At 73.0% G+C, this 21,584-nt stretch carries 18 protein-coding genes; 15 read left to right on the forward strand and 3 right to left on the reverse strand.

The annotated features are described in order from the left end of the window. Positions 1-35 precede the first annotated feature (35 nt). Positions 36-698, forward strand: a complete 663-nt coding sequence (locus NV263_RS01510) for a hypothetical protein (protein ID WP_263250542.1) — start codon at positions 36-38, stop codon at positions 696-698. Between the two features lie 60 nt (positions 699-758). Here the strand turns inward: NV263_RS01510 and NV263_RS01515 are convergent, their stop codons facing one another. Beyond that, positions 759-3,335: a PEP/pyruvate-binding domain-containing protein gene (locus tag NV263_RS01515; protein WP_263250543.1), complete on the reverse strand. Its 2,577-nt coding sequence runs from the start codon at positions 3,333-3,335 to the stop codon at positions 759-761. Between the two features lie 194 nt (positions 3,336-3,529). Between NV263_RS01515 and NV263_RS01520 the strand changes: the two genes are divergently transcribed. Beyond that, the gene (locus NV263_RS01520) at positions 3,530-4,030 is read left to right on the forward strand and encodes a MarR family winged helix-turn-helix transcriptional regulator (RefSeq protein ID WP_263250544.1); all 501 of its coding nucleotides are present in this window, start codon (positions 3,530-3,532) and stop codon (positions 4,028-4,030) included. Continuing rightward, the gene (locus NV263_RS01525) at positions 4,030-5,646 is read left to right on the forward strand and encodes an MDR family MFS transporter (RefSeq protein ID WP_263250545.1); all 1,617 of its coding nucleotides are present in this window, start codon (positions 4,030-4,032) and stop codon (positions 5,644-5,646) included. The genes NV263_RS01520 and NV263_RS01525 overlap by 1 nt, the downstream gene beginning before the upstream one ends. A 225-nt stretch (positions 5,647-5,871) precedes the next feature. On the opposite strand, the gene NV263_RS01530 is transcribed toward NV263_RS01525, so the two are convergent. Further along, positions 5,872-6,360: an inorganic diphosphatase gene (locus tag NV263_RS01530; RefSeq protein WP_263250546.1), complete on the reverse strand. Its 489-nt coding sequence runs from the start codon at positions 6,358-6,360 to the stop codon at positions 5,872-5,874. Between the two features lie 146 nt (positions 6,361-6,506). On the opposite strand from NV263_RS01530, the gene dacB reads away from it, so the two are divergent. From dacB to folK, 9 genes are all read left to right on the forward strand, one after another. Then, positions 6,507-9,647, forward strand: a complete 3,141-nt coding sequence (gene dacB / locus NV263_RS01535; RefSeq protein WP_263250547.1) for a D-alanyl-D-alanine carboxypeptidase/D-alanyl-D-alanine endopeptidase — start codon at positions 6,507-6,509, stop codon at positions 9,645-9,647. A 53-nt stretch (positions 9,648-9,700) separates the two neighbouring features. Further along, on the forward strand, positions 9,701-10,837 hold the full coding sequence (locus tag NV263_RS01540) for a zinc-dependent metalloprotease (protein ID WP_263250548.1): 1,137 nt from the start codon (positions 9,701-9,703) through the stop codon (positions 10,835-10,837). 50 nt (positions 10,838-10,887) lie between these two features. Beyond that, positions 10,888-11,919, forward strand: coding sequence for a tRNA lysidine(34) synthetase TilS (gene tilS, locus NV263_RS01545; protein ID WP_263250549.1), 1,032 nt, complete (start codon positions 10,888-10,890; stop codon positions 11,917-11,919). Positions 11,920-12,018: 99 nt separating this feature from the next. Then, positions 12,019-12,573: a hypoxanthine phosphoribosyltransferase gene (gene hpt, locus NV263_RS01550; RefSeq protein WP_263250550.1), complete on the forward strand. Its 555-nt coding sequence runs from the start codon at positions 12,019-12,021 to the stop codon at positions 12,571-12,573. Positions 12,574-12,824: 251 nt separating this feature from the next. Next, positions 12,825-15,176, forward strand: a complete 2,352-nt coding sequence (ftsH, locus tag NV263_RS01555) for an ATP-dependent zinc metalloprotease FtsH (RefSeq protein WP_263250551.1) — start codon at positions 12,825-12,827, stop codon at positions 15,174-15,176. A gap of 122 nt (positions 15,177-15,298) precedes the next feature. Beyond that, a complete protein-coding gene (folE, locus tag NV263_RS01560; RefSeq protein ID WP_263254002.1) occupies positions 15,299-15,871 on the forward strand; it encodes a GTP cyclohydrolase I FolE in 573 nt (190 codons plus the stop codon). Continuing rightward, entirely contained in the window at positions 15,871-16,719 is an 849-nt protein-coding gene (folP, locus tag NV263_RS01565) for a dihydropteroate synthase (RefSeq protein WP_263250552.1), read from the forward strand. The genes folE and folP overlap by 1 nt, the downstream gene beginning before the upstream one ends. Further along, positions 16,712-17,095 carry a dihydroneopterin aldolase gene (gene folB, locus NV263_RS01570; protein ID WP_263250553.1) on the forward strand — a complete coding sequence of 128 codons (384 nt, stop codon included), beginning with the start codon at positions 16,712-16,714 and terminating at the stop codon, positions 17,093-17,095. The genes folP and folB overlap by 8 nt, the downstream gene beginning before the upstream one ends. Before the next feature lie 76 nt (positions 17,096-17,171). After that, positions 17,172-17,666, forward strand: a complete 495-nt coding sequence (gene folK / locus NV263_RS01575; protein ID WP_263250554.1) for a 2-amino-4-hydroxy-6-hydroxymethyldihydropteridine diphosphokinase — start codon at positions 17,172-17,174, stop codon at positions 17,664-17,666. A 52-nt stretch (positions 17,667-17,718) separates the two neighbouring features. Here folK and NV263_RS01580 read toward each other — a convergent pair whose 3' ends face one another. Next, positions 17,719-18,663, reverse strand: a complete 945-nt coding sequence (locus tag NV263_RS01580) for a MerR family transcriptional regulator (protein ID WP_263254004.1) — start codon at positions 18,661-18,663, stop codon at positions 17,719-17,721. Positions 18,664-18,858: 195 nt separating this feature from the next. On the opposite strand from NV263_RS01580, the gene NV263_RS01585 reads away from it, so the two are divergent. The 3 genes from NV263_RS01585 to NV263_RS01595 all read left to right on the forward strand — a co-directional run bounded on the left by NV263_RS01585 (position 18,859) and on the right by NV263_RS01595 (position 21,500). Continuing rightward, complete coding sequence (locus NV263_RS01585; protein ID WP_263250555.1) at positions 18,859-19,323, forward strand: DUF3180 domain-containing protein; 465 nt, start codon at positions 18,859-18,861, stop codon at positions 19,321-19,323. A 129-nt stretch (positions 19,324-19,452) separates the two neighbouring features. Then, positions 19,453-20,217: a DUF6779 domain-containing protein gene (locus NV263_RS01590; RefSeq protein WP_263250556.1), complete on the forward strand. Its 765-nt coding sequence runs from the start codon at positions 19,453-19,455 to the stop codon at positions 20,215-20,217. A gap of 53 nt (positions 20,218-20,270) precedes the next feature. Next, on the forward strand, positions 20,271-21,500 hold the full coding sequence (locus NV263_RS01595; protein ID WP_263250557.1) for a PrsW family intramembrane metalloprotease: 1,230 nt from the start codon (positions 20,271-20,273) through the stop codon (positions 21,498-21,500). Positions 21,501-21,584: the final 84 nt, after the last annotated feature.

Genomic DNA, 21,584 nt, shown 5'->3' on the forward strand with positions numbered 1-21,584 from the left:
CACAGGAGTCGGCCTGTGCAGAAAGGAGCAAGGCGATGAAGCGCACTCTGACCGCCGCGGCCGCTGTGCTGGCCGGTGGCGCGGGCGCGGTCGGCTTCGCCGGTAGCGCGACCGCGGCCCCCACCCCGGACATCCCGAACGATCTGCCGATCGACAGCAACCTCGGCAAGACCGTCTTCCACACCGCGGCGACGGTCGCGTCCGCGAAGCAGACCGTCGGCGACGTGGTGCCGCTGGACCCGCAGGGCGCCCGGTCGGGCAAGCCCGCCGCGGACCCGATCCAGGGGCTGCTCGACAACACCAACGGCGGCCAGGACGGGCTGCTGGGCGACGTGCAGCACGTGCTGCCCGTCGGCCAGGTGCTCCCGGCCGGGCAGACGCTGCCCGCCGGCCGCAGCTCGAACGTCGGCCAGGGTATCCTCCCGGCGCCGATCGGCTCGGCGATCGACAAGCTGCCCGCGGCGCACCTCAACCCCGCGCGTCCCACCGCGGGGCTGGCGCCGAAGTCCGGCGGTCCGCTGGACCAGGTGACCGGTGAGGACGGCCCGCTCGGGGCGGTGACCGGCGAGGACAGCCCGCTGGCCGGGCTCGCCGACCAGGCGCCGACCGGGAAGTCCGGCGCTGCCAACCCGATCGACGCGATCGGCAAGATCGTCTCGCACGGTCCGCTCGGCGGGACCCACAAGCTCGGTGGCTGAGTTCCGCACGATCCGATCCCCGAATGGCCCCCGTCCACCAGGGCGGGGGCCATTTCGTCCTCAGTGGACGGTGATGGTCCCGGACGAGCCGCGCACCGTGACCGTCGCGCCGTCCGGGATCCGGGAGGTGGCACCGCGGACGCCGACCACTGCGGGGATCCCGTACTCGCGCGCCACCGTCGCGCCGTGCGAGTTGGGGCCGCCCATCTCCATCACCAGACCACCAGCGGTCAGGAACAGCGGAGTCCATCCGGGATCGGTCGACGGCGCGATGAGCACCTCGCCGGGCGCGAGCTCGGCCCCCGCCGGATCGAGCACCACCCGCGCCGTCCCGGTGACCGAACCAGCCGAGGCGGAGGTGCCGGTCAGCAGCCCGTCCACCTCCTCGGCGGGCATCATCGCCTCGGGCTCGGTGCCGTCGGAGAGCAGCAGCCGCGGCAGGTGCCTGCGGCGCAGCTCGCGCTCGCGGGTCTCGCGCCGCCGGGCGACCAGCTCCCGGTGGTCGGTGCCCGCGACGACCTCGGCGAGTTCGGCGTGGTCCAGGAAGAACACGTCCTCCGCGCGGTCCAGCCGCCCGGCCCCGGCCAGTTCCCGGCCGGCGGCCAGCAGGTGCTCGCGGGCCTTCGCGAGCGCCAGCACGAAGCAGTACTTGGGCATCTCGCGCAGGCCGACGAGTTCGCGCACCCGGTGCGCGGCGAACCGCGCGAGCCGGGCGCGCAGCGGGTTCCGCAGCCGCGAGGTGATCCGGTCGACCATCGCCTCCGCCTCGGACGCGCCGCGCCGGAACCGTTCCGCCGCGTCCTGCTCGTCGCTGCGCACGTATCCGGCGAGCACGCCGAGCACGTACTCCGGCGCCTCGGACCAGCGGGGGACGCCCACGTCGATCTCCGCGACCGCCCGGTGCCCGTAGCGGGCGAGGAAGTCCGAGAGCCCGCCGCGGAGGACGCCGGGCAGGGTGCCGGTCCGGTGGCGGTCGGCGAGTTCGGCCGGGGACAGCTCGGCGCACGCCCGCGCGGACTCGGGATCCCGGCGGATCCGCCGCGCCAGCTCCCACAGTTCGAGGTCCATCTCGGTCGTGACGTTGTGCGGCACGCCGCGCAGCACGACCTGGACCTCCTCCTCGGTGGCTCCGGCGATCCGCGGCAGCAGGCGGCTGAGCAGCAGGACCGGGACCATCCGGGGCGCGACCTGCGCCAGCCGGGGGCCGACGGCCAGGATGGCGCGCCGCGCGGCGGCCACCCGTTCGGCGGCCGACCGGCCGGCGGGGCGCGCGAGTTCGGCCCGCAGCTCCTCGACGACGCGGACGACGCGGGCCCGGGCGCCGTCCGGGTCCGCCAGCGTCCGGGCGGCCACCAGCGGAGCCCGGGTGCGGGCGAGGACCCGGAGGACGCGCCGCGCCGCGGGGCTCCGGCGCACCGACAGCCGGGGGTCGTCCAGCAGCGTCGCGAAGACCTCGCCGGTGCGCGCCTCGGCCATCGCGAACAGCCCGCGCGCCGCGCGCCGGCCCAGCGAACTGCGCGCGATGTCGGTGATGTCGACGAACGACCAGCCGTCGACGTCCCGGAACAGCTGCGGCCGGTCGCGCACCGGGAGTCCGAGACCGCGGGTCAGGCCGCCGAACATCGAGCCGAGCACCGCGATGCCCATCGGCGTCAGCGGGCGGTAGACGCCCTGGGCCACGTTGATCGACAGGTAGACGTGCAGCCCCGGCCGCGGCTCCTCGGGCAGCGGGAACAGGGTGGTGATCGGCCGGGACTGGGTCAGCCACGCCGTCCCGCCGGTGTCGAGCGCCCACTCGACGTCCTGCGGGTGGCCGAAGCGGCGCGCCACCCGGTCGCCGAGCTCGGCCAGCGCCAGCACCTGCTCGTCGCGGATCGAGGCGAGATCCCCGCGCTGCGGCACGGTTTCGGTGCCCCCGCCGGGCCTGGGCCGGACGGCGGTGGCCTTGTCGCCGAGCCGCCGGGCGGTGATCCGGCCGGACTCCACCACGAAGTGGTCCGGGTCCACCGAGCCGGACACCACCGACTCGCCGAGGCCGCGGTTGGCGTCCACCACGGTCTCGGTGCGCCGGCCGGTGACCGGGTTCGCGGTGAACAGCACGCCGGACGCGGCGGCGTCGACCATCCGCTGCACGACCACGGCCAGCCGCACGGCGCGGTGGTCGATGCCCACGGCCGCGCGGTAGGCCACCGCCCGGTCCGTCCACAGTGAACTCCAGCAGTGCCGCACCGCGTCCAGCACCGCGTCGGCGCCCACCACGTTGAGGTAGGTGTCCTGCTGGCCGGCGAAGCTGGCGTGCGGCAGGTCCTCGGCGGTCGCCGAGGAGCGCACGGCCACCGGCGCGTTCTCGCCGAGCGCGGCGTAGGCGGCGGTGATCGCCGAGGCCAGCTCGGGTGGTGGCTCGGCCGCCGCGATCCGGGCGCGGATCTCCGCGGCGCGACCCGGGTCGCCGGGCAGCAGGTCGACGAGGTCGGCGGTGCGGGCGCGGCAGACCTCGTCGTAGGCGTCGGTGGTGACGCAGAAGCCGGGCGGAACGGGCATCCCGGCGCGCACCAGCTCGCCCAGGTTCGCCGCCTTGCCGCCGACCAGCTCGCCCATGTCGGCGCCGACGGCGGACAGGTCCAGCACCGCGCTCATCGCCAGCCTCCCGGGATCCGTTGGGTCATGGGAACGGTAGCTCGCCGCGCGGCAGAACTCAACGGGCGTTGAATTGTTGGGCCGGGAAATGTCACCAGTGTCAGAACCCACACGAAACCCGGTTGCCTCCCGGGATCAGCGCCGCGCATGCTGGATTAGTTGAATGGTGCAAGCAATTTCCCGGGGGGTGCGGTGTGGAGCGCGACGATCTCGTCGCCGATGCCGGCGGCATCGCCGACGCGTTGAGCAGGCTCGGTCGGCTGTCCAGCCACGTGGGGGCGCACGCCTCGCGGCACGGCAGTGACCGCGCCACCTACATCCTGCTGTCGCTGCTGGAAGCCGAAGGGCCGCAGCGCGCCGGGACGATCGCGGAGCGGATGCACTCCGATCCGTCGACGATCAGCCGTCACGTCGCCCAGCTCGTCGGCGATGGACTGGTCGAGCGGACCACCGACCCCGAGGACCGGCGGGCCACCCTGCTCGTCGCCAGCGAGCGCGGCGTGCGGCACCTGGAAGTGATGCGCGGCAGGCGGAACGAGGCCATCGCGCGGCTGCTCCGGGGCTGGGACCCCGCCGACCGGCAGGCCCTCGTGCGGCTGCTGGACCGCTTCGTCACCGACTACGAGCAGCACCTCCCGGAGCTGCTCGCCGTTCTCACCGGGCCGCCCGGTCCGGTGCCTGGAGGGGAGAACTGATGTCCGAAACGGCGGCGCCCAGCGCGTCGACCGCGCAGTCCGGTGGGCCCACCCACCGCCAGATCGTGACCGTGCTCACCGGTCTGATGCTGGGGATGTTCCTGGGGGCGCTCGACCAGACGATCGTCAGCACCGCGATCCGGGTCATCGCCGACCAGCTGCACGGCCAGACCATGCAGGCGTGGGTCACCACGGCGTACCTGATCGCCTCGACGATCACCACACCGCTGTACGGCAAGCTGTCCGACATCTACGGGCGCAAGCCGCTGTACCTGACCGCGATCTCGCTGTTCCTGGTCGGATCGCTGCTGTGCGGGATCTCGAACTCGATCTACGAGCTCGCCGCGTTCCGCGCCATCCAGGGCCTCGGCGGCGGCGGTCTGATGTCGCTGGCGCTGACGATCATCGCCGACCTGGTCCCGCCGCGGCAGCGCAGCCGCTACCAGGGCTACTTCATGGCCGTGTTCGGCACGTCCAGCGTCGTCGGACCGGTCGTCGGCGGGCTGTTCGCCGGGATGGACAGCTTCCTCGGCGTGGACGGCTGGCGCTGGGTGTTCCTGGTGAACCTGCCGGTCGGCATCGTCGCGCTGGCCGTGGTCGCCAAGGTGCTCAACGTGCGGACCGAACGGGTCCGGCACCGCATCGACTACCTCGGGGCCGCGTCCCTGGTCGTGCTGCTGGTGCCGGTGCTGACCGTCGCCGAGCAGGGCCGCGAGTGGGGCTGGCTGTCGTCGACCTCGCTGGTCATGTACGCGATCGGGGCGCTCGGGCTGGTGCTGTTCGTGCTGGCCGAACGCCGGATGGGCGCGGAGGCGCTGCTGCCGCTGCGGATGTTCCGGCTGCCGTCGTTCCGGATGGGCAACCTGCTCAACTTCATCGTCGGCGTCGGCATGTTCGGCGGCCTGATGTCCATGCCGCTGTACCTGCAGATCGTCCAGGGCCTCACCCCGACCGAGGCCGGACTGCTGATGCTGCCCATGACGGCCGGGATCATGACCTCCAGCGCCGTGGTCGGCAGGCTGATCGCCAAGACCGGCCGGTTGAAGATCTTCCCGGTGATCGGCTCGGCGGTGATGGCGGTCGCGCTGTTCCTGTTCAGCTTCATCGGGGTGGACACATCGCTGGTCCAGGTGTCGCTGACCGCGCTGATCATGGGCGCCGGACTGGGCATGCTGATGCAGACGCTGACGATCGTGGTGCAGACCGACGCGACGCCGCGCGACATGGGCGTGGCGACCGCTTCGGTCAACCTGTTCCGCCAGACCGGTGGCACCGTCGGCGCCGCGGCCTTCCTGTCGGTGCTGTTCAGCACGGTCGGCGGGCGGATCGCGGAGGCGATGCGGGCGGCGGCGACCTCCCCGGACTTCACCGGTGCGCTGCGCGACCCGGCGGTGCTGGCCGACCCGGCCAACCGCGCGTTCCTGACGGCGCTGCACGGCGGCGGGGGCCTGGACCTCAACGACACGTCGTTCCTCTACGGGCTCGACCCGCGGCTGGCGCGTCCGGTCCTGGAGGGCTTCTCCAGCTCCATGGACACCGTGTTCATGGTCGGTGGCACGGTGATGGTCGTCGCGTTCCTGCTGACCTGGTTGCTCCGGGACGTCCGCCTCGACTGACGTCCGGCCGAGGACCGGACGAACCCGGCGAAAACGCCGGTGGATCCCCGGAAAAGCGGGTCGTTCTTCCACACCGGCTGTGGACAACTCGGGATTCCTGGGGACAACCGGCGTCCATCCGGGTGATGGTCGGCCTTGCCCGTTCGCGCAGAACTCCGTGCCCGAACGCGAAAAGGGCCCTCACCGCATCGTCGCGGGGAGGGCCCTGGGGCGAGGGTCGGCGAGTCAGTGACCCTGGGACTTGAGGCGCTCGAAGGAACGCTTGATCTCCGCTTCGGCCTCGGTGCGGCCGACCCACGTCGCGCCCTCCACGCTCTTGCCCGGCTCCAGGTCCTTGTACACCTCGAAGAAGTGCTGGATCTCCAGCTTGTCGTACTCGGGGAGGTGGTGGATGTCGCGCAGGTGCTCCTGCCGCGGGTCGTCGGAAGGGACGCAGATGACCTTGTCGTCGCCGCCCTTCTCGTCCCGCATCCGGAACATCCCGATGGCGCGCGACTTGATCAGGCAACCCGGGAAGGTCGGCTCCTGCACCAGCACCAGGGCGTCCAGCGGGTCGCCGTCCTCCCCGAGGGTGTTCTCGACGAACCCGTAGTCGGCCGGGTACTGGGTGGCGGTGAACAACGTCCGGTCGAGCCGAATCCGCCCCGTCTCGTGGTCCACCTCGTACTTGTTCCGGTTCCCCTTGGGGATCTCGATCGTGACGTCGAAGTCCACGCGGTTCCTCACTCGTCTTGCGTCGGGTGCGGTCGCGCACTCCCCGGCGCGACCACGTCTAGTGTGGACCACGAGCCCGCCCCAGGCCCCACCGCAGTGCGGGAGCTCGCAATCTGGCAGTCTGGCGACCTGTCGAGGAGGAGCACGTGCCCGAACCCCAGAAAGCACGGGGTGAGGTGTCCGACACCGACGTCCGCGAGCCAGGGCCGGGGAGCGAGCGGGAGGCCGTGACGGCCGCTGCCGATCCGGAGTGGCCCACCGAGGACCAGGGCGCCGCGGCGTCGCAGGCCACCCAGCCCAGCACCGATCCGGACGGTGCCACCGACAAGCCCGACGACGCAGCGGAGGGGACCGCGCCCCCGGAGGCGGCGGAACCGGACGACGCGGAGTCGTCGGAGGACGATTCTCCAGCCGCGGACCGGGCGGGCGACGTCGAGCAGTCCTCCGGCCCCGACGGGACCTCCGGCAACGCCCCGGAGTCGGGCGGGGAGTCCGACGGGCAGCGGACCGACGAGGAGCAGCCGGAGACGACCGCCGACGAGTCCGCCTCGGGGGACGACGCCGACTCCGCATCCCGGGGTGACGACGAGGCGCAGCCCGCCGCGACCACCGAGGAGGTGGACGGGGCCGGGAGCGCGGCCTCCATGGAGCGGGTCGTCGGCGAACTGCCGGAGGCGGTACGGCAGGCAGCGCCGGCGGAGCGGGAAGTCGACGCACCGGCCGAGGCCGAGCGTTCCGAGCAGGCCGAGGACGCGGGGTCGCCGGACGCGGAGCGGGTCGACGAAGCGGAGGCGGGGGAGCCGTCCGCGGAGTCGGCGGAAGCGGAGCGACCCGCTGAGCAGGCGCAGGACGCTGAGCAAGCGACCGAGAAGCCCGACGGCGCGGATCAGCAGCCCGCGGCGCCCGAGGACGCGGAGCAGGCCGAGGACCGGGAGCAGTCGTCCGAGGAGCCGCAGCGCGCGGAGGAGTCACCCGAGGAGCCGCAGCGCGCGGGGGAATCAGCCGAGGAGCCGCAGGGGGCGGAGCAGCCGTCCGACGAGCAGTCGTCCGAGGAGCCGCGGGACGCGGGGGAGTCACCCGAGGAGCCGCAGGGGGCGGAGCAGCCGTCCGACGAGCAGTCGTCCGAGGAACCGCAGGACGCGGACGAGTCCCCCGACGAGCCGGGGAAGGCGGAGCAGCCGGAGCGGTCCGAGAGCTCGGAGGACGACCAGGCGTCCGAGGAACCGCCGGACGCCGCCGAGGCCCCGGCCGAGTCGGGCGGCGAGGAGACCGACGACCGGCCGAGCGGTGACCGGCCGACCGACGACCGGCCTACCGACGAGCAGGAGCGCGTCGTCGACGAGTCCGCCGAGGGCGGGGCGCGCGGCGCCGAGCCCTCCGCGGTCGAGGCGACCCAGCAGTTCCGGGCGGTCGCGGCCGAACCGGGCGAGGACGGCGCGGCCGAACCGGAGCAGGGCGTCACGCAGCGGACCGTCCCGGTCGCCAAGCCCGGCGACTCCGGGAAGACCGCGGTGCCGCCCGAGACGCAGGTCGAGCAGACGCAGCGGTTCGCGCCGATCGAGCAGACGCAGCGGATCGCGCCCGTCCGGGACGAGGCGCCGCCGGAGTCGGCGGCCGAGCGCACGACGCGGATCGACCTCGGCTCGATCGCGCCGCCGGCGGACGGGCGTCAGACGGATCAGGGACCGCCGACCACCCGCATCCCGATCCCGGTCGAGCAGCCCGCCGAGCGGACGCAGCAGTTCGCCCGGCCCGACTTCGACGAGCCGCGCACCGCCAGCCCGGAGGACTTCGCGGGTCTGGCCGCGCCGCCGCGCGCCACGCCGCAGCGCATCGAACCCCGGGAGTCCCCGGCGCCGCCGCCTCCGCCCGAACCTCCGCGCCCCGACCGCGCGGAGCAGCCGGACCGCGGTGGTCGGTCCCGCAAGAAGACCCTGATCGGCGCCGCTGTGGCGGTCGTCGTGCTGCTCGGGCTCGGGGTGGCCTTCGGCCCGGGACTCGTCGGCGGGCTGTTCGGGCCGTCGATCGCCGCGCCGCCCGCGGCCGTGACGCTCGACCCGGCCGTCAAGCCGCTGTCCCGGAACGCCCCGCAGCCGGACCAGGCCGGGATCGCCGCCGCGCTGGCCCAGCCGCTGAGCAACCCGGCGCTCGGAACCTTCGCCGGTGTGGTGCTCGACGCGGAGACCGGCCGGACCATCTGGCAGCAGAACGCGACCACGCCGCTCACCCCGGCCTCCACCGGCAAGCTGGTGACCATGAGCGCCGTCCTGCTCGCGCTCGACCACCAGGAGCGCTTCAGCACCAAGGTGGTGCGCGGCAGCACGCCCGGCAGCGTGGTGCTGGTGGGCGGCGGGGACCCGACGCTGTCGTCGCTGCCCGACGGCAAGGAGTCGGTCTACGCCGGCGCGGCCCACCTCGACGACCTCGCCGCCCAGGTCCGGGCGGCGACCGGCGGCAGGGTGACGTCGATCCAGGTCGACACGAGCCGCTACGCGGGACCGAGCTTCGCGCCCGGCTGGCTGCCCGAGGACGTGCAGGCGGGGTTCATCGCGCCGATGGAGCCGGTGATGCTCGACGGCGGGCGCGCGGACCCGACGCAGGAGAACAGCACCCGCAGCGCGACGCCCGCGCTGCAGGCCGCGCGGGAACTCGGCAGCAAGCTCGGGGTGTCCGCGGTGTCGCAGGGCACCGCTCCGAAGAACGCGCAGGTGCTCGGCGAGGTCAAGTCGCCGACCGTGCAGGACATGGTCGAGATGACGCTCCAGCACTCGGACAACGTGCTCGCCGAGGCGCTGGGCCGCGAACTGGCCATCGGCACCGGCAACGAGCCGTCCTTCGCCGGCGTCGTCAAGGCCACCCGCGAGGTCCTGCAGCGCAACGGCATCCGGGTGGACGGCATGTCGATGGTCGACGGCAGCGGCCTGTCGCTCAACGACCGGATCCCCCCGGAGGTGCTGGGCTCGCTGATGGTGACGGCGAACGCCCCGGCCGGCCCGGAGGGCGGTCTGCCGGAGAAGTCGGCGAAGCTGCGGTCGCTGCTGCCCGGCCTCCCGGTCGCGGGCGGTAGCGGCAGCCTGGCCAGCCGCTACCAGGGCGAGCCCGGCCGGGGCTGGGTCCGCGCCAAGACCGGCACGCTGGACGGTGCGAACAGCCTGTCGGGCACGGTGGTGACCCGCGAGGGGCGGCTGCTGGCGTTCGCACTGATGTCCAACGGCACCAGCTCGGCCGCGGCGCGGCCCGCATTGGACGCGCTCGCCGACGCGCTGCGCGGCTGCGGGTGCCGCTGAACCGGGCCGTGGACCGCTGTTTCGGTTCCGGTCCGGGGGGTACGGTCGAGGTTGTGAACGCCCGACCCTCCACCCTGCCGCCGCGGCCCGCGGACCCCGGCGGGAACGACGCCGCCGGAGAGCATCGGGCGCTGGACTGGAACATCGCGATCGGTACCGCGATCCGGCTGATGAAGCCCGGACCGGACGTGCCGCGCCAGGAGGCCGAGCACGCGGTGCGTTCGCTGCGGCGGTTCAGCGTCGAGGCCGAATCCCACGTCCGCGAGATCACCGGCATGGGGCGCGACCTGCCGATCGCCGAGGGTGACGTGGTCGACCGCCCGGACTGGGTGCGCGGTGCCGCGCACGGCCTGGCCGAACTCACCGACGCCGCACTGTCCACAGCGGACAGCCAGAACCCGGGTGGCAGCGATCTGCTCGGCGGGTTCAGCGCGCGCAGCGCCGGCGTCCAGGCCGGGGTGGTGCTGGCCTACCTGGGCGGCAAGGTGCTCGGCCAGTTCGACCCGTTCGGCCGGTCCCGCACCGAGGGGCAGCAGGGCCGGTTGCTGCTGGTCGCGCCGAACATCGTGGCCGCGCAGCGCGCGCTCGGCGTGCCTGGGGACGACTTCCGGATGTGGGTGTGCCTGCACGAGTCGACGCACCGGCTGCAGTTCAACGCCGTCCCGTGGCTGCGCGAGCACTTCGCGGGCAGCCTGGGCACGCTGCTCGCCGAGATGGAGGGCGCCACCGGTGAGCTGATCAGCCGCCTGCCGACGGCGCTGCGCGAGGCGCGCGCGGTCCGCTCCCGCAGCGAGTCGAGCCCGGGCGTGCTCGGGATCATCGAACTCCTCCAGACCCCGGCGCAGCGCGCCGCGCTGGATCGGATCATCGCCATCTCGACGCTGCTGGAAGGCCACGCGGACCACGTGATGGACGCGGTGGGGCCGCAGGTGGTCCCGAGCGTGGTCGCGATCCGGCAGCGCTTCACCGAGCGCCGCAAGGGCGGTGGGCTGCTCGACCGCCTGCTGCGCGGACTCCTCGGCGTCGACGCGAAGATCCGCCAGTACGCGCAGGGCGCCGCGTTCACCCGCCACGTGGTCGACGCGGTCGGCATGGCGGGCTTCAACGCGGTCTGGACCTCGCCCGACCACCTGCCCACCCGTTCCGAGATCGGCAACCCGGACGACTGGCTCCGGCGAGTGCACGGCTGAGCCGCCTCGCGCGCGTCCGCCCGGTCGGTCGCCACTGCGAGAATGTCGCCGTGCCCACTCGTCTTCCGCCCGGTCCTCGCGGTGGTGCCGCCGGGCCGCGGACCGCATCCGCCGTGCACGCGGTGCGCGGGGCCGTTCGGCGGCTGCTCGCCTCGGCCGCCGCCGCGCCGTTCCGGGGCGCGCCGCTGGTGGTCGCGTGCTCGGGCGGTCCGGACTCGCTGGCGCTCGCCGCGGCGGCCGCCCACGTGGCGCGGCGGGAGGGCGTCGCGGTGCGCGGGTTGGTCGTCGACCACGGGTTGCAGGCCGGATCGGACGAGGTCGCCGACCGGACCGCGGCGCAGCTCGCCGAGCTGGGCTGCCCGGCGCGGGTGATCCCGGTGCGCGTGGCCGGCGGTGGCGGGCCGGAGGCCGCCGCGCGGCGCGCGCGCTACGCGGCGCTGGCGCGGGAACGACCGGAGGGATCCCTCGTGCTGCTCGGCCACACCCTTGACGACCAGGCCGAAACCGTGCTGCTCGGGCTCGGCCGCGGCTCGGGGCCCCGGTCCGTCGCCGGGATGCGGCCGGTGGATCCGCCCTGGGCGCGCCCGTTCCTGGACGTCCGACGCGCCACGACGGTGGCCGCGTGCGACGCGCTCGGGCTCGTCCCCTGGCGCGACCCGCACAACGCCGACGCGAGGTTCACACGTGTGCGGTTGCGCACAGAGGTCCTGCCGCTGCTCGAAGAAGTGCTCCAGGGCGGTGTCGCCCCCGCGCTCGCCCGCACCGCCCGCCAGCTGCGGGAGGACGCCGACGCGCTGGACGAGCTGGCCGCGGGGGTGAGGTCGCAGGTCGAGGTGGACGGCGGGCTGGACGCCCGCGCGCTCGCGGCGCACCCGGCGGCGCTGCGGCGCAGGGTGCTGCGGAGCTGGCTGCTCGACGCGGGGGTGGCCGAGCTCAGTGACGAGCATCTCCGCGCCGCCGACCGGCTGATCGGCGAGTGGCGCGGGCAGGGTGGTCATGCGTTGCCGGGCGACTTTGTCGTGCGCCGGGCACATGGCACGCTTCTGGTGGAAGCGGCGGTCCGCAAGCCGCCGAATGGCTGATGGGCGCGTGCCGGACGCGTCCGCCGCAGGTGTTCCCCGCCCCTGAGTCGCGATGGGCGGGGACCAGTTCAGTCGAGTCGGAAGAGGGGAACCCGGGCCGTGTACGACGGCGACATTGCCTCCGTGCTCATCACCGAGCAGCAGATCAACGACAAGGTCACCGAGCTGGCCAAGCAGATCGACGACGACTACCGGGACGTGCACGGTGATCTGCTGCTGGTGGGGGTGCTCAAGGGCGCGGTCATGTTCATGACGGACTTCGCCCGCGCGTTGCCGCGACCGGCCCAGCTGGAGTTCATGGCGGTCAGTTCGTACGGTTCGTCGACCTCGTCGTCCGGCGTGGTGCGCATCCTCAAGGACCTCGACCGCGACATCGCGGACCGCCACGTGGTGATCGTCGAGGACATCATCGACTCCGGCCTGACGCTGTCCTGGCTGCTGAAGAACCTGGAGTCGCGCAACCCGGCCTCGCTGGAGGTCTGCACGCTGCTGCGCAAGCCCGACGCCGTGCAGGTCGACGTCCCGGTGCGCTACGTCGGCTTCGACATCCCGAACGAGTTCGTCGTGGGGTACGGCCTGGACTACGCGGAGCGGTACCGTGACCTGCCCTACATCGGCACGCTCGACCCGAAGGTCTACACGTCGGGAATCTGAGGGCCTGCAGGCGGGGCACCGGAGGCGGCGCGGCGACGGTGCGTGTCCGGTTCGCCCCACCAGTCCCGGTCGGGGGCTGCGCCGGGGGTACGCTGGCAGACCGGCGTCACGCTCGGCGTAGTCGCCCCCTCGGCTCGGCCGGTACGCTGGTCTGAAGGGGTTGACGGTGGTGACGACCGGGGTCAGCCGAGCGTGCCGTTGCCCGAAGTGACAGTCAGGGAGGGTCGAGGCCGCCCGTCGGCCGCAAGTGAATGGACCGAAAGCGCCTGCTCCGCAACCCGCTGCTGTGGATCCTGACAGCGTTCCTGCTGATCTACGCCTTCAGCATGCTCTTCGACGAGACCCGCGCCTACCGCGAGGTCTCGACCTCGCAGGCTCTCGAACAGATCGCCCAGGGCAAGGTGTCCGAGGCGACCATCGAGGACAAGGAGCAACGGGTCCGGTTGACCCTCAAGCAGGGTCAGACCTTCGAAGGCAACTCCCTGCTGATCGCGCAGTACCCCGCCGGGGCGACCGACCAGGTCGTCACGGAGATCCGCAACGCGCACGTCGCCAACTGGAACACCAAGGTCACCCAGGACTCGTTCTGGGTGCAGATGTTGTTCTACCTGGTTCCCATCGGCCTGCTCGTGCTGCTGCTGATGTGGATGATGAACAACGTCCAGGGCGGCGGGAACCGCGTGCTCAACTTCGGCAAGTCCAAGGCCAAGCAGCTGACCAAGGACATGCCCAAGACGTTGTTCAACGACGTCGCGGGCGCCGACGAGGCCGTCGAGGAACTGCACGAGATCAAGGACTTCCTGCAGAACCCCGGCCGCTACCAGGCCCTCGGCGCCAAGATCCCGAAGGGCGTGCTGCTGTACGGCCCGCCGGGTACCGGTAAGACGCTGCTGGCGCGCGCGGTCGCCGGTGAGGCGGGGGTGCCGTTCTACTCGATCTCCGGTTCGGACTTCGTGGAGATGTTCGTCGGTGTCGGCGCCTCCCGCGTCCGCGACCTGTTCGAGCAGGCCAAGCAGAACGCGCCGTGCATCATCTTCGTCGACGAGATCGACGCGGTCGGCCGCCAGCGGGGCGCGGGCCTCGGCGGCGGGCACGACGAGCGCGAGCAGACGCTGAACCAGCTGCTCGTCGAGATGGACGGCTTCGACTCGCGCGGCGGCATCATCCTCATCGCCGCCACCAACCGCCCGGACATCCTCGACCCGGCGCTGCTGCGGCCCGGCCGGTTCGACCGGCAGATCCCGGTGTCCGCGCCCGACCTGCGGGGTCGCCGCGCGATCCTCGGGGTGCACTCCAAGGGCAAGCCGTTGGCGCAGGACGCCGACCTGGAGGGCCTGGCCAAGCGGACCGTCGGCTTCTCCGGCGCCGACCTGGAGAACGTGGTCAACGAGGCCGCGCTGCTCACCGCGCGGGAGAACGGCCAGCTGATCACCGCCGCCGCGCTGGAGGAGGCGGTGGACCGGGTGATCGGCGGTCCGCGCCGCAAGACGAAGATCATCTCGGAGCGGGACAAGAAGATCACCGCCTACCACGAGGGCGGGCACGCGCTGGCCGCGTGGGCCATGCCCGACCTGGAGCCGGTGTACAAGCTGACGATCCTGCCGCGCGGTCGCACCGGCGGGCACGCCCTCGTCGTCCCCGAGGACGACAAGGACATGATGACCCGCTCGGAGATGATCGCCCGGTTGGTGTTCGCGCTCGGCGGACGTTCGGCCGAGGAGCTGGTGTTCCACGAGCCGACCACGGGCGCGTCCAGCGACATCGAGCAGGCCACCAAGATCGCCCGCGCGATGGTCACCGAGTACGGCATGACCGCCCGTCTCGGCGCGGTCAAGTACGGCAAGGAGGAGGGCGACCCGTTCCTCGGGCGCTCGGCCGGCCAGCAGCCGAACTACTCGCTGGAGGTCGCGCACGAGATCGACGAGGAGGTGCGCAAGCTCATCGAGGCGGCGCACACCGAGGCCTGGGAGATCCTCAACACCTACCGGGACGTGCTCGACAACCTGGTGCTGGAGCTGATCGACAAGGAGACGCTCAACCGCAAGGACCTGGAGCGGATCTTCGCCGACGTCAAGAAGCGGCCCCGGATCACCGCGTTCAACGACTTCGGCGGGCGCACCCCGTCCGAGAAGCCACCGGTGAAGACGCCGGGCGAACTGGCCAAGGAGCGCGGCGAGCCGTGGCCCCCGGTCAAGGAGGAGCCCGCACCGTCCCCGGTCGCGGCGGGCAGCGGCCAGAACGGCCACGGCCAGAACCAGTCGGCGGCGACCCCCGCGGGTGCCGGTGCCGGCGGTGGGACGTGGCAGTTCCAGAACCCGCAGCAGGGCCAGCAGCAGGGCCAGTCCGGTCAGCAGCCGCAGGCGGTGTCGCCGAACTACGGCGCGCCGCCCGGGTGGACCCCGGCGACGTCGCCGTCCGGCCCGAGCTACCCGTCCGGTGGCAACCAGTACAACTGGGTGCCGTCCTGGGAGCGCGGCGGCCAGCAGCAGTCCGGGCAGCAGCAGTCGGGTTCGGAGCAGTCGTCGGCCGAGCAGCAGCCCGAGCAGTCCGATGACAGCGAGGGTCCTGACTCGCAGGACAACCACAACGGCACTGGCCGCTGACTCCGGCGCAACCGGCGCCCGGACCAGGTCCGGGCGCCCGGCCGGTGGAGGAACGAGAATTGACCAGCACGGTCGACGAGCCGTTCGGCCCGGACTCCCGGCCCGACGGCGCCGCCTTCCAGATCCCCCAGTTCGACCAGGAACGCGCGGAGGCCGCGATCCGGGAACTCCTGCTCGCCGCGGGTGAGGACCCGGATCGCGAGGGCCTGCAGGACACCCCGGCGCGGGTGGCGCGCGCGTACCGGGAGCTGTTCGCCGGGCTGTACACCAACCCGGACGAGGTCCTGGACCGGACGTTCGACGAGGCCCACGAGGAACTCGTCCTGGTCCGGGACATCCCGATCTACTCCAGCTGCGAGCACCACCTGCTGCCGTTCCACGGGGCGGCGCACATCGGCTACATCCCGAACGAGCAGGGCCGGGTGACGGGGCTGTCGAAGCTGGCCCGGCTGGTCGACCTGTACGCCCGGCGCCCGCAGGTCCAGGAGCGGCTGACCTCGCAGGTCGCCGACGCGCTGGTGCGCCGTCTGGAGCCGCGCGGCGTGATCGTGGTGATCGAGGCCGAGCACCTGTGCATGGGCATGCGCGGGGTGCGCAAGGCCGGGTCGACGACCACGACGTCGGCGGTGCGCGGCATCTTCCGCTCCTCGGCGTCCTCGCGAGCCGAGGCGCTGTCGCTGATCAGGGGCAACTGATGCACCCCCTGCTGCCGGATCCCGGCCGCTGCGCGGTGATGGGTGTGCTCAACGTGACGCCCGATTCGTTCTCCGACGGGGGCCGGTACCTGGACCGGGACGCCGCGATCGCGCACGGCATCGACATGCACCGGATGGGCGCGGACGTCATCGACGTGGGCGGGGAGTCGACCCGTCCCGGCGCGGCGCGGGTCGACGCGGCCACCGAGGTCGAACGCGTCCTGCCGGTGGTGCGCGAGCTCGTCGCCGCCGGAGTCCCGGTCAGCGTCGACACCACCCGCGCGAAGGTCGCGGAGGCGACCGTCGAGGCCGGGGCCTCGCTGATCAACGACGTGTCCGGCGGGCTGGCCGACCCCGACATGGCGCGGGTGGCCGCCGACTCCGGCAGGCCGTGGGTGCTGATGCACTGGCGCGGCCACAGCCGGGACATGAACTCGCTCGCGGTGTACTCCGACGTCGTCGCCGAGGTCCGCGACGAGCTGCTGCGCCAGGTCGACGCGGCGCGGGCCGCCGGTGTCGCCGAGGACGCGATCGTGCTCGACCCCGGGCTCGGCTTCGCCAAGACCGGTGCGCACGACTGGCTGCTGCTGCGGCACCTGGACGTGCTGCTCGGGCTGGGCTTCCCGGTGCTGGTGGGCGCGTCCCGCAAGCGCTTCCTGGGCAAGCTGCTCGCCGACGCGGACGGCGCGCCGCGCCCGCCCGACGGGCGGGAGACGGCGACGGCCGTGGTGTCCGCGCTCGCCGCCGACCGCGGCGCGTGGGGCGTCCGGGTGCACGACGTGCGGCAGTCGCTGGACGCGGTGGCGGTCACCGCGGCGTGGAACAGCGGAGGGGATTTCGGTGGCTGACCGGATCACGTTGACCGGCCTGAAAGTCCGCGGCAACCACGGCGTCTTCGACCACGAGAAGCGCGACGGCCAGGACTTCCTCGTCGACATCACGGTCTGGCTGGACCTCTCCGACGCGGCCGCCGACGACGACCTGAACAAGACGCTGCACTACGGCGAGATGGCCCAGCGCGCGGCGGACATCGTCGCGGGTCCGCCGCGCGACCTCATCGAGTCGGTGGCGGCCGAGATCGCCGACGACATCATGGCGGACTCCCGCGCGTACGCGACCGAGGTCACCATCCACAAGCCGCAGGCGCCGATCCCGCTGAACTTCGGCGACGTCGCGGTCACCATCCGCCGCTCCCGCCGCGGTGGCCGGGGTCAGCAGCTCTGATCCTCCCCCGGTTGGGGGACAATCGCGCAGGGACATCGCGCTTTCGCGCCGGACGTGCGGGTCGACGGGAGGCTGGATGAGCAGGGCGGTGCTGTCGCTGGGCTCGAACATGGGGGACCGCTTGGGGTACCTGCGGCTGGCCGTGGCGGGCCTGGCCGACGTGCTGGTCGCCGCGTCCCCGGTGTACGAGACCAAGCCGTGGGGCGTGACCGACCAGCCCGACTTCCTCAACGCGGTGCTCGTCGTCGAGTCCGCCGACCTCGACGAGTGGGGTTGGCTGCGCCGCGGCCAGGAGCTGGAGCGCCGGGCCGAGCGGCGCCGCGAGCAGCGCTGGGGCCCGCGCACCCTGGACGTCGACGTGGTCACCGTCGACGGGGTCCGCAGCGACGACCCGGAACTCCTGCTCCCGCACCCGGGCACCCCGAGCCGCGCCACGGTGCTGATCCCGTGGCTGGCGATCGAGCCGAACGCGCAGCTGCCGGGGCACGGCCGGGTCGCCGACCTCCTGGACGCCCTCCCGGAGTCCGAGCGCGCCGACGTCCACCTCCGGGCCGACCTGACGCTCCACTGAGGACGGACGTGCCGGTTCTCCTGCCGTGGCGCGGAGAACCGGCACGCGCTGCTCACCGCGCCGAGGCGCGGAGGGCTTCGGCGAGCCAGCGGGTGGACCGCTCGGTGGTCCGCCGGACCGGCCAGCCGTTGATCGCGGCGAGCAGTTCCCAGTAGCGCGACATCCGGTCGTCGTGCCCGGCGAAACCGTCGGCCAACCGCCGGCGGTGCTCCGGGGAGTCCTGCTCCCCGCTCTGCTCGGTCGCCAGCGCGATCAGCCGGTCGGCCAGTTCCCGTCCCCGCGGGCCGGTCGGGGCGTGCTCCGCCTCGGCGGCGGCGTGCGCCTCGTCGAGAACGGCCTGCCAGCGCTCCACGGCGTCGCACGAGGGGACACCCAGCCGTTCGCCCGCCGCGAGGCGGCGCGCGTGGTCCTCGTACATCGCGCGGGTGGCCTGTCGGAAGTCCGGGTCCTGGACCAGTTCCGCCAACTCGATCCACGCCGCCACCTGCTCGGCGGACGGGTCGTCCGGCAGTTTCGGCTTGGCCGAGCGCATCCACTCCGTGAAGCCCGGGGTGACGGTGAGATCGGCGCTGACCTCGTCCCAGAACTCGTCGATGAGCCGGTTGCGCTCCTCGTCGGACAGCTGCGCCAGTTTGTGCATGAGTCGCACCTCCTCGGTCGAACGGTCGAGCTTGACGACCGCGCGCAGCACGGCTCGCCGCGTCTGCAGCACCCGCAGTTGCCGCTCCAGCAGCTCCAGGTGCCGCTCGGCCAGCTCCGCCAGCGTCGTCTCGGCGGCCAGCACGCGGCGCACCTCGGGCAGTCCGGCGCCGAGTTCCCGCAACGTGCGGACCAGTTCGAGCCTGCTGACGGCGACCACGTCGTAGAGCCGGTAGCCGGCGGGCGTGCGGTCGGCGGGCGGCACCACGCCGCTGTCGGAGTAGAACCGGATCGTCTTGACGCTCAGCCCGGTCCGCCGGGCCAGCTCGCCGATCGTGTACAGCCTGGTGTCGTCCACGGCGTTCACCTTCGGCCCTCCAGTCGGTGGAGACTCAAGCGCGATTTTCCCGCCCGCCGCCTCCCCGGCGGAGGCGCATCGCGCCGCCGTCCGCCCGCGTCCGGCCCCCGTGGAGACGTGGGTCGCCGTCGCCCGGGAGGATCGCGGCGTGGGGCGTGCGATGCTGGGGACGTGGCACCCCGGCACGCAGAGCGAATGACGTTCACCAAGCCCCGGCAGCTGGTCGCGGCCGGGTTGGTCGCCGCTGTCGTCGTGTACGCGGCGACGCAGGCGATGTACGGCGACCTGCCGCCGCTGCCCGCGCTCGCGGGGGCGACGCTGCTGCTGATCGCGCTCGTCGACGTGGCGCTGGCGCTGAACATGCGACCGCGGGTCAAGCGCCGCCCCGGCACCGAGCCGGTCGACTCGCTCACCGCGGCCCGCGCGGTCGCGCTGGCCAAGGCGTCGTCGATGGCCGGGGCGATCATGGGCGGCGCCTGGATCGGCCTGCTGGCCTACCTGCTGCCCATGCTCGGCAAGGTGGCGGCGGCGCGCTCGGATTCCGTCGGCGGCGTCGTCGGACTCGTCAGCGCCGCGGCGCTCGTCGCGGCCGGGCTGTGGCTGGAGCACTCCCTGCGCAACCCGGACGAGCCCGAGGAACCGGATGACGACGAGTACTGACGGTTGGCGAATTCTGGTCCGCGTTGGGCTGATCGGCGGTGCGCGCGGTCGGCCGCCGCGACCAAAGTGGAGCCCTTCCGGGCCTCCCTTGAGATCTCGAACTGGTAAACGCGGGGTACGGTTGTGAACATGTCCGACCGCGGTGGCTCCGAGTCCAGACGTTCCTCCGCCTTCCTGTGGACGATCGCGCTCGTGCTCGTCGCCGCTGCCACCGCGGTTCTGGTGCTCAGCGACGACGCCCGCCTGCTCCGGCTCGGCCTGGTGGCCGCGCTGTGGGCGGCGCTGTTCGGCGCCTTCGGCGTCGCGCGGCTGCGGCACCGGATCGCCGAGGGGGACCGGCGCGCCACCGAGCAGCAGCGGATCTACGAACTGGAACTGGAACGCGAGATCGCGGCGCGCCACGAGTTCGAGGCCGAGGCCGAGGCGGAGGCCCGGCGCCGGGTCGCCGAGGAGACCGACGACGAGATGCGCCAGCTGCGGGCCGAACTGGGGCGGCTGCGGTCGATCCTCGAACAGGTCACCGGCGGCGACGTCCTCTTCGAACGGGTCGCGCTGCGCGCCGGCGCCACCCGGGTACGCAGGTTCCCCGAGGACCCGCAACCGCTCCCGGCGGCCCAGCCCGGCGAGATCGCCGGACGGCTGACGGGCGAGCACCCCGTGCCGCCCGCCGAACCGGTGCGCGAAGAGCACCACCAACGCCCGCGCCGCCCGGAGCCGCAATCCGCGCCGCGCCCGGGTCGTCCGGCCGCGCCGAGCACCGACACCCCGGTCAGCGTCACCGTGGAAGGTGACCTGGGTGCCGGGGCGCACGCCGAGGGCACGTCGGTCAACGACCTCATCGCCGCCTACGGCGGCCCCGGGGACACCCAGCGGCGCCGACGCCGACGCGCCTGACCCGGTGAAGACCCGGAGGGCGTTCATCACGGCCAATCCTTAGGGTTTTGTCCGTGACGAGTCCTGATCTTCCGGGGCCCGCCGCGGATCTGTCCGGTGCGCGCAGGCTCCAGACCCGCAAGCACCACTTCGTCGGCTGGCCGGTCGCCGGTCTCATCGTCCTGGGCATGTGCGGCCTGGTCATGATCGGTGTGACCACGTCCAAGGTGGGCGTCGTGCCCGCGCTCGTGGGCGCGGCCGCCGCGCTGCTGCCGGTCGGAGTGGTGTTCGCCGCGATCGTGTGGATGGACCGCTGGGAGCCCGAACCGCCGATGCTGCTGCTCGGCGCGTTCCTGTGGGGCGCCGGTGGCGCCACCGCGTGCGCGTTGCTGCTCAACGACGCGGTCACCGACATCAGCGTGCTGCTGTTCCAACCGACCGCGCAGGAGGTCGTGGAGCGGGTCGTGATGGGACCGCTGGTCGAGGAGTCCGCCAAGGCGTTGTTCGTGGTCGCGCTGTGGTTCCGCCGACGCTCCGAGTTCAACGGGCTCGTCGACGGCATCGTCTACGCCGGGCTGACCGCCGCCGGGTTCGCGTTCACCGAGAACATCCTCTACTTCGGCAAGGTGTTCTCGGAAGGCGGTTTCGGCGGCATCGTGCTCGCCGCGTTCATCATGCGCGGGGTGCTCTCGCCGTTCTCGCACCCGCTGTTCTCCTCGATGGTCGGGATCGGCATCGGGATGGCCTCGCGGACCGACAGCGCCCGGCGGCGGATGCTGTACCCGCTGGTCGGGTTCGTCGTGGCGGTCCTGCTGCACGCGGTGTGGAACGCGGCGACGCTGCTGGGCGGGGCCCAGTTCCTGAACATGTACTTCCTGATCATGGTCCCGGTGTTCCTCGGCACCGGCTGGCTGGTGGTGTGGCAGCGCAAGCGGGAGCAGCGCATCGTCATCCAGCAGCTTCCGGTGCTGTTGCGGGCCGGGCTGATCGTGCGCAGCGAGATGGACATGCTGGCCTCGCTGGCGGGCCGCCGGGGCTGGCTGCGCAAGGTGCGGCACAGCGCGGGCCGGGAGGCGGCGAAGGCGGTGCGCGACTACCAGATCGCGGTCACCGAACTCGCGTTCCTCCAGCACCGGGCGACCGAGGGGCGCACCACGAGCGCCGTCCGGCGGGCCCGCCGGGAACAGCTGGTCGAGGAACTCAAGCACGCCCGGCGCGCGGCCGCGGGAACCCAGCAGGCCATCCAGACGGCCAAGCTCAAGCTCAACGAGCTCACCCGGGCCAACCTGAAGCGCCCCCGGTAGCCGTGGCCGACGTGGTTCTGGCCACCCGCGTGCGGACCTGATCGGTTCAGCGGGCTACTCTCGCGCTGCTGTCCGGTACCCGGA

Origin of the sequence: Saccharopolyspora rosea, assembly GCF_025643595.1 — a bacterium.
Taxonomy (GTDB): domain Bacteria; phylum Actinomycetota; class Actinomycetes; order Mycobacteriales; family Pseudonocardiaceae; genus Saccharopolyspora; species Saccharopolyspora rosea.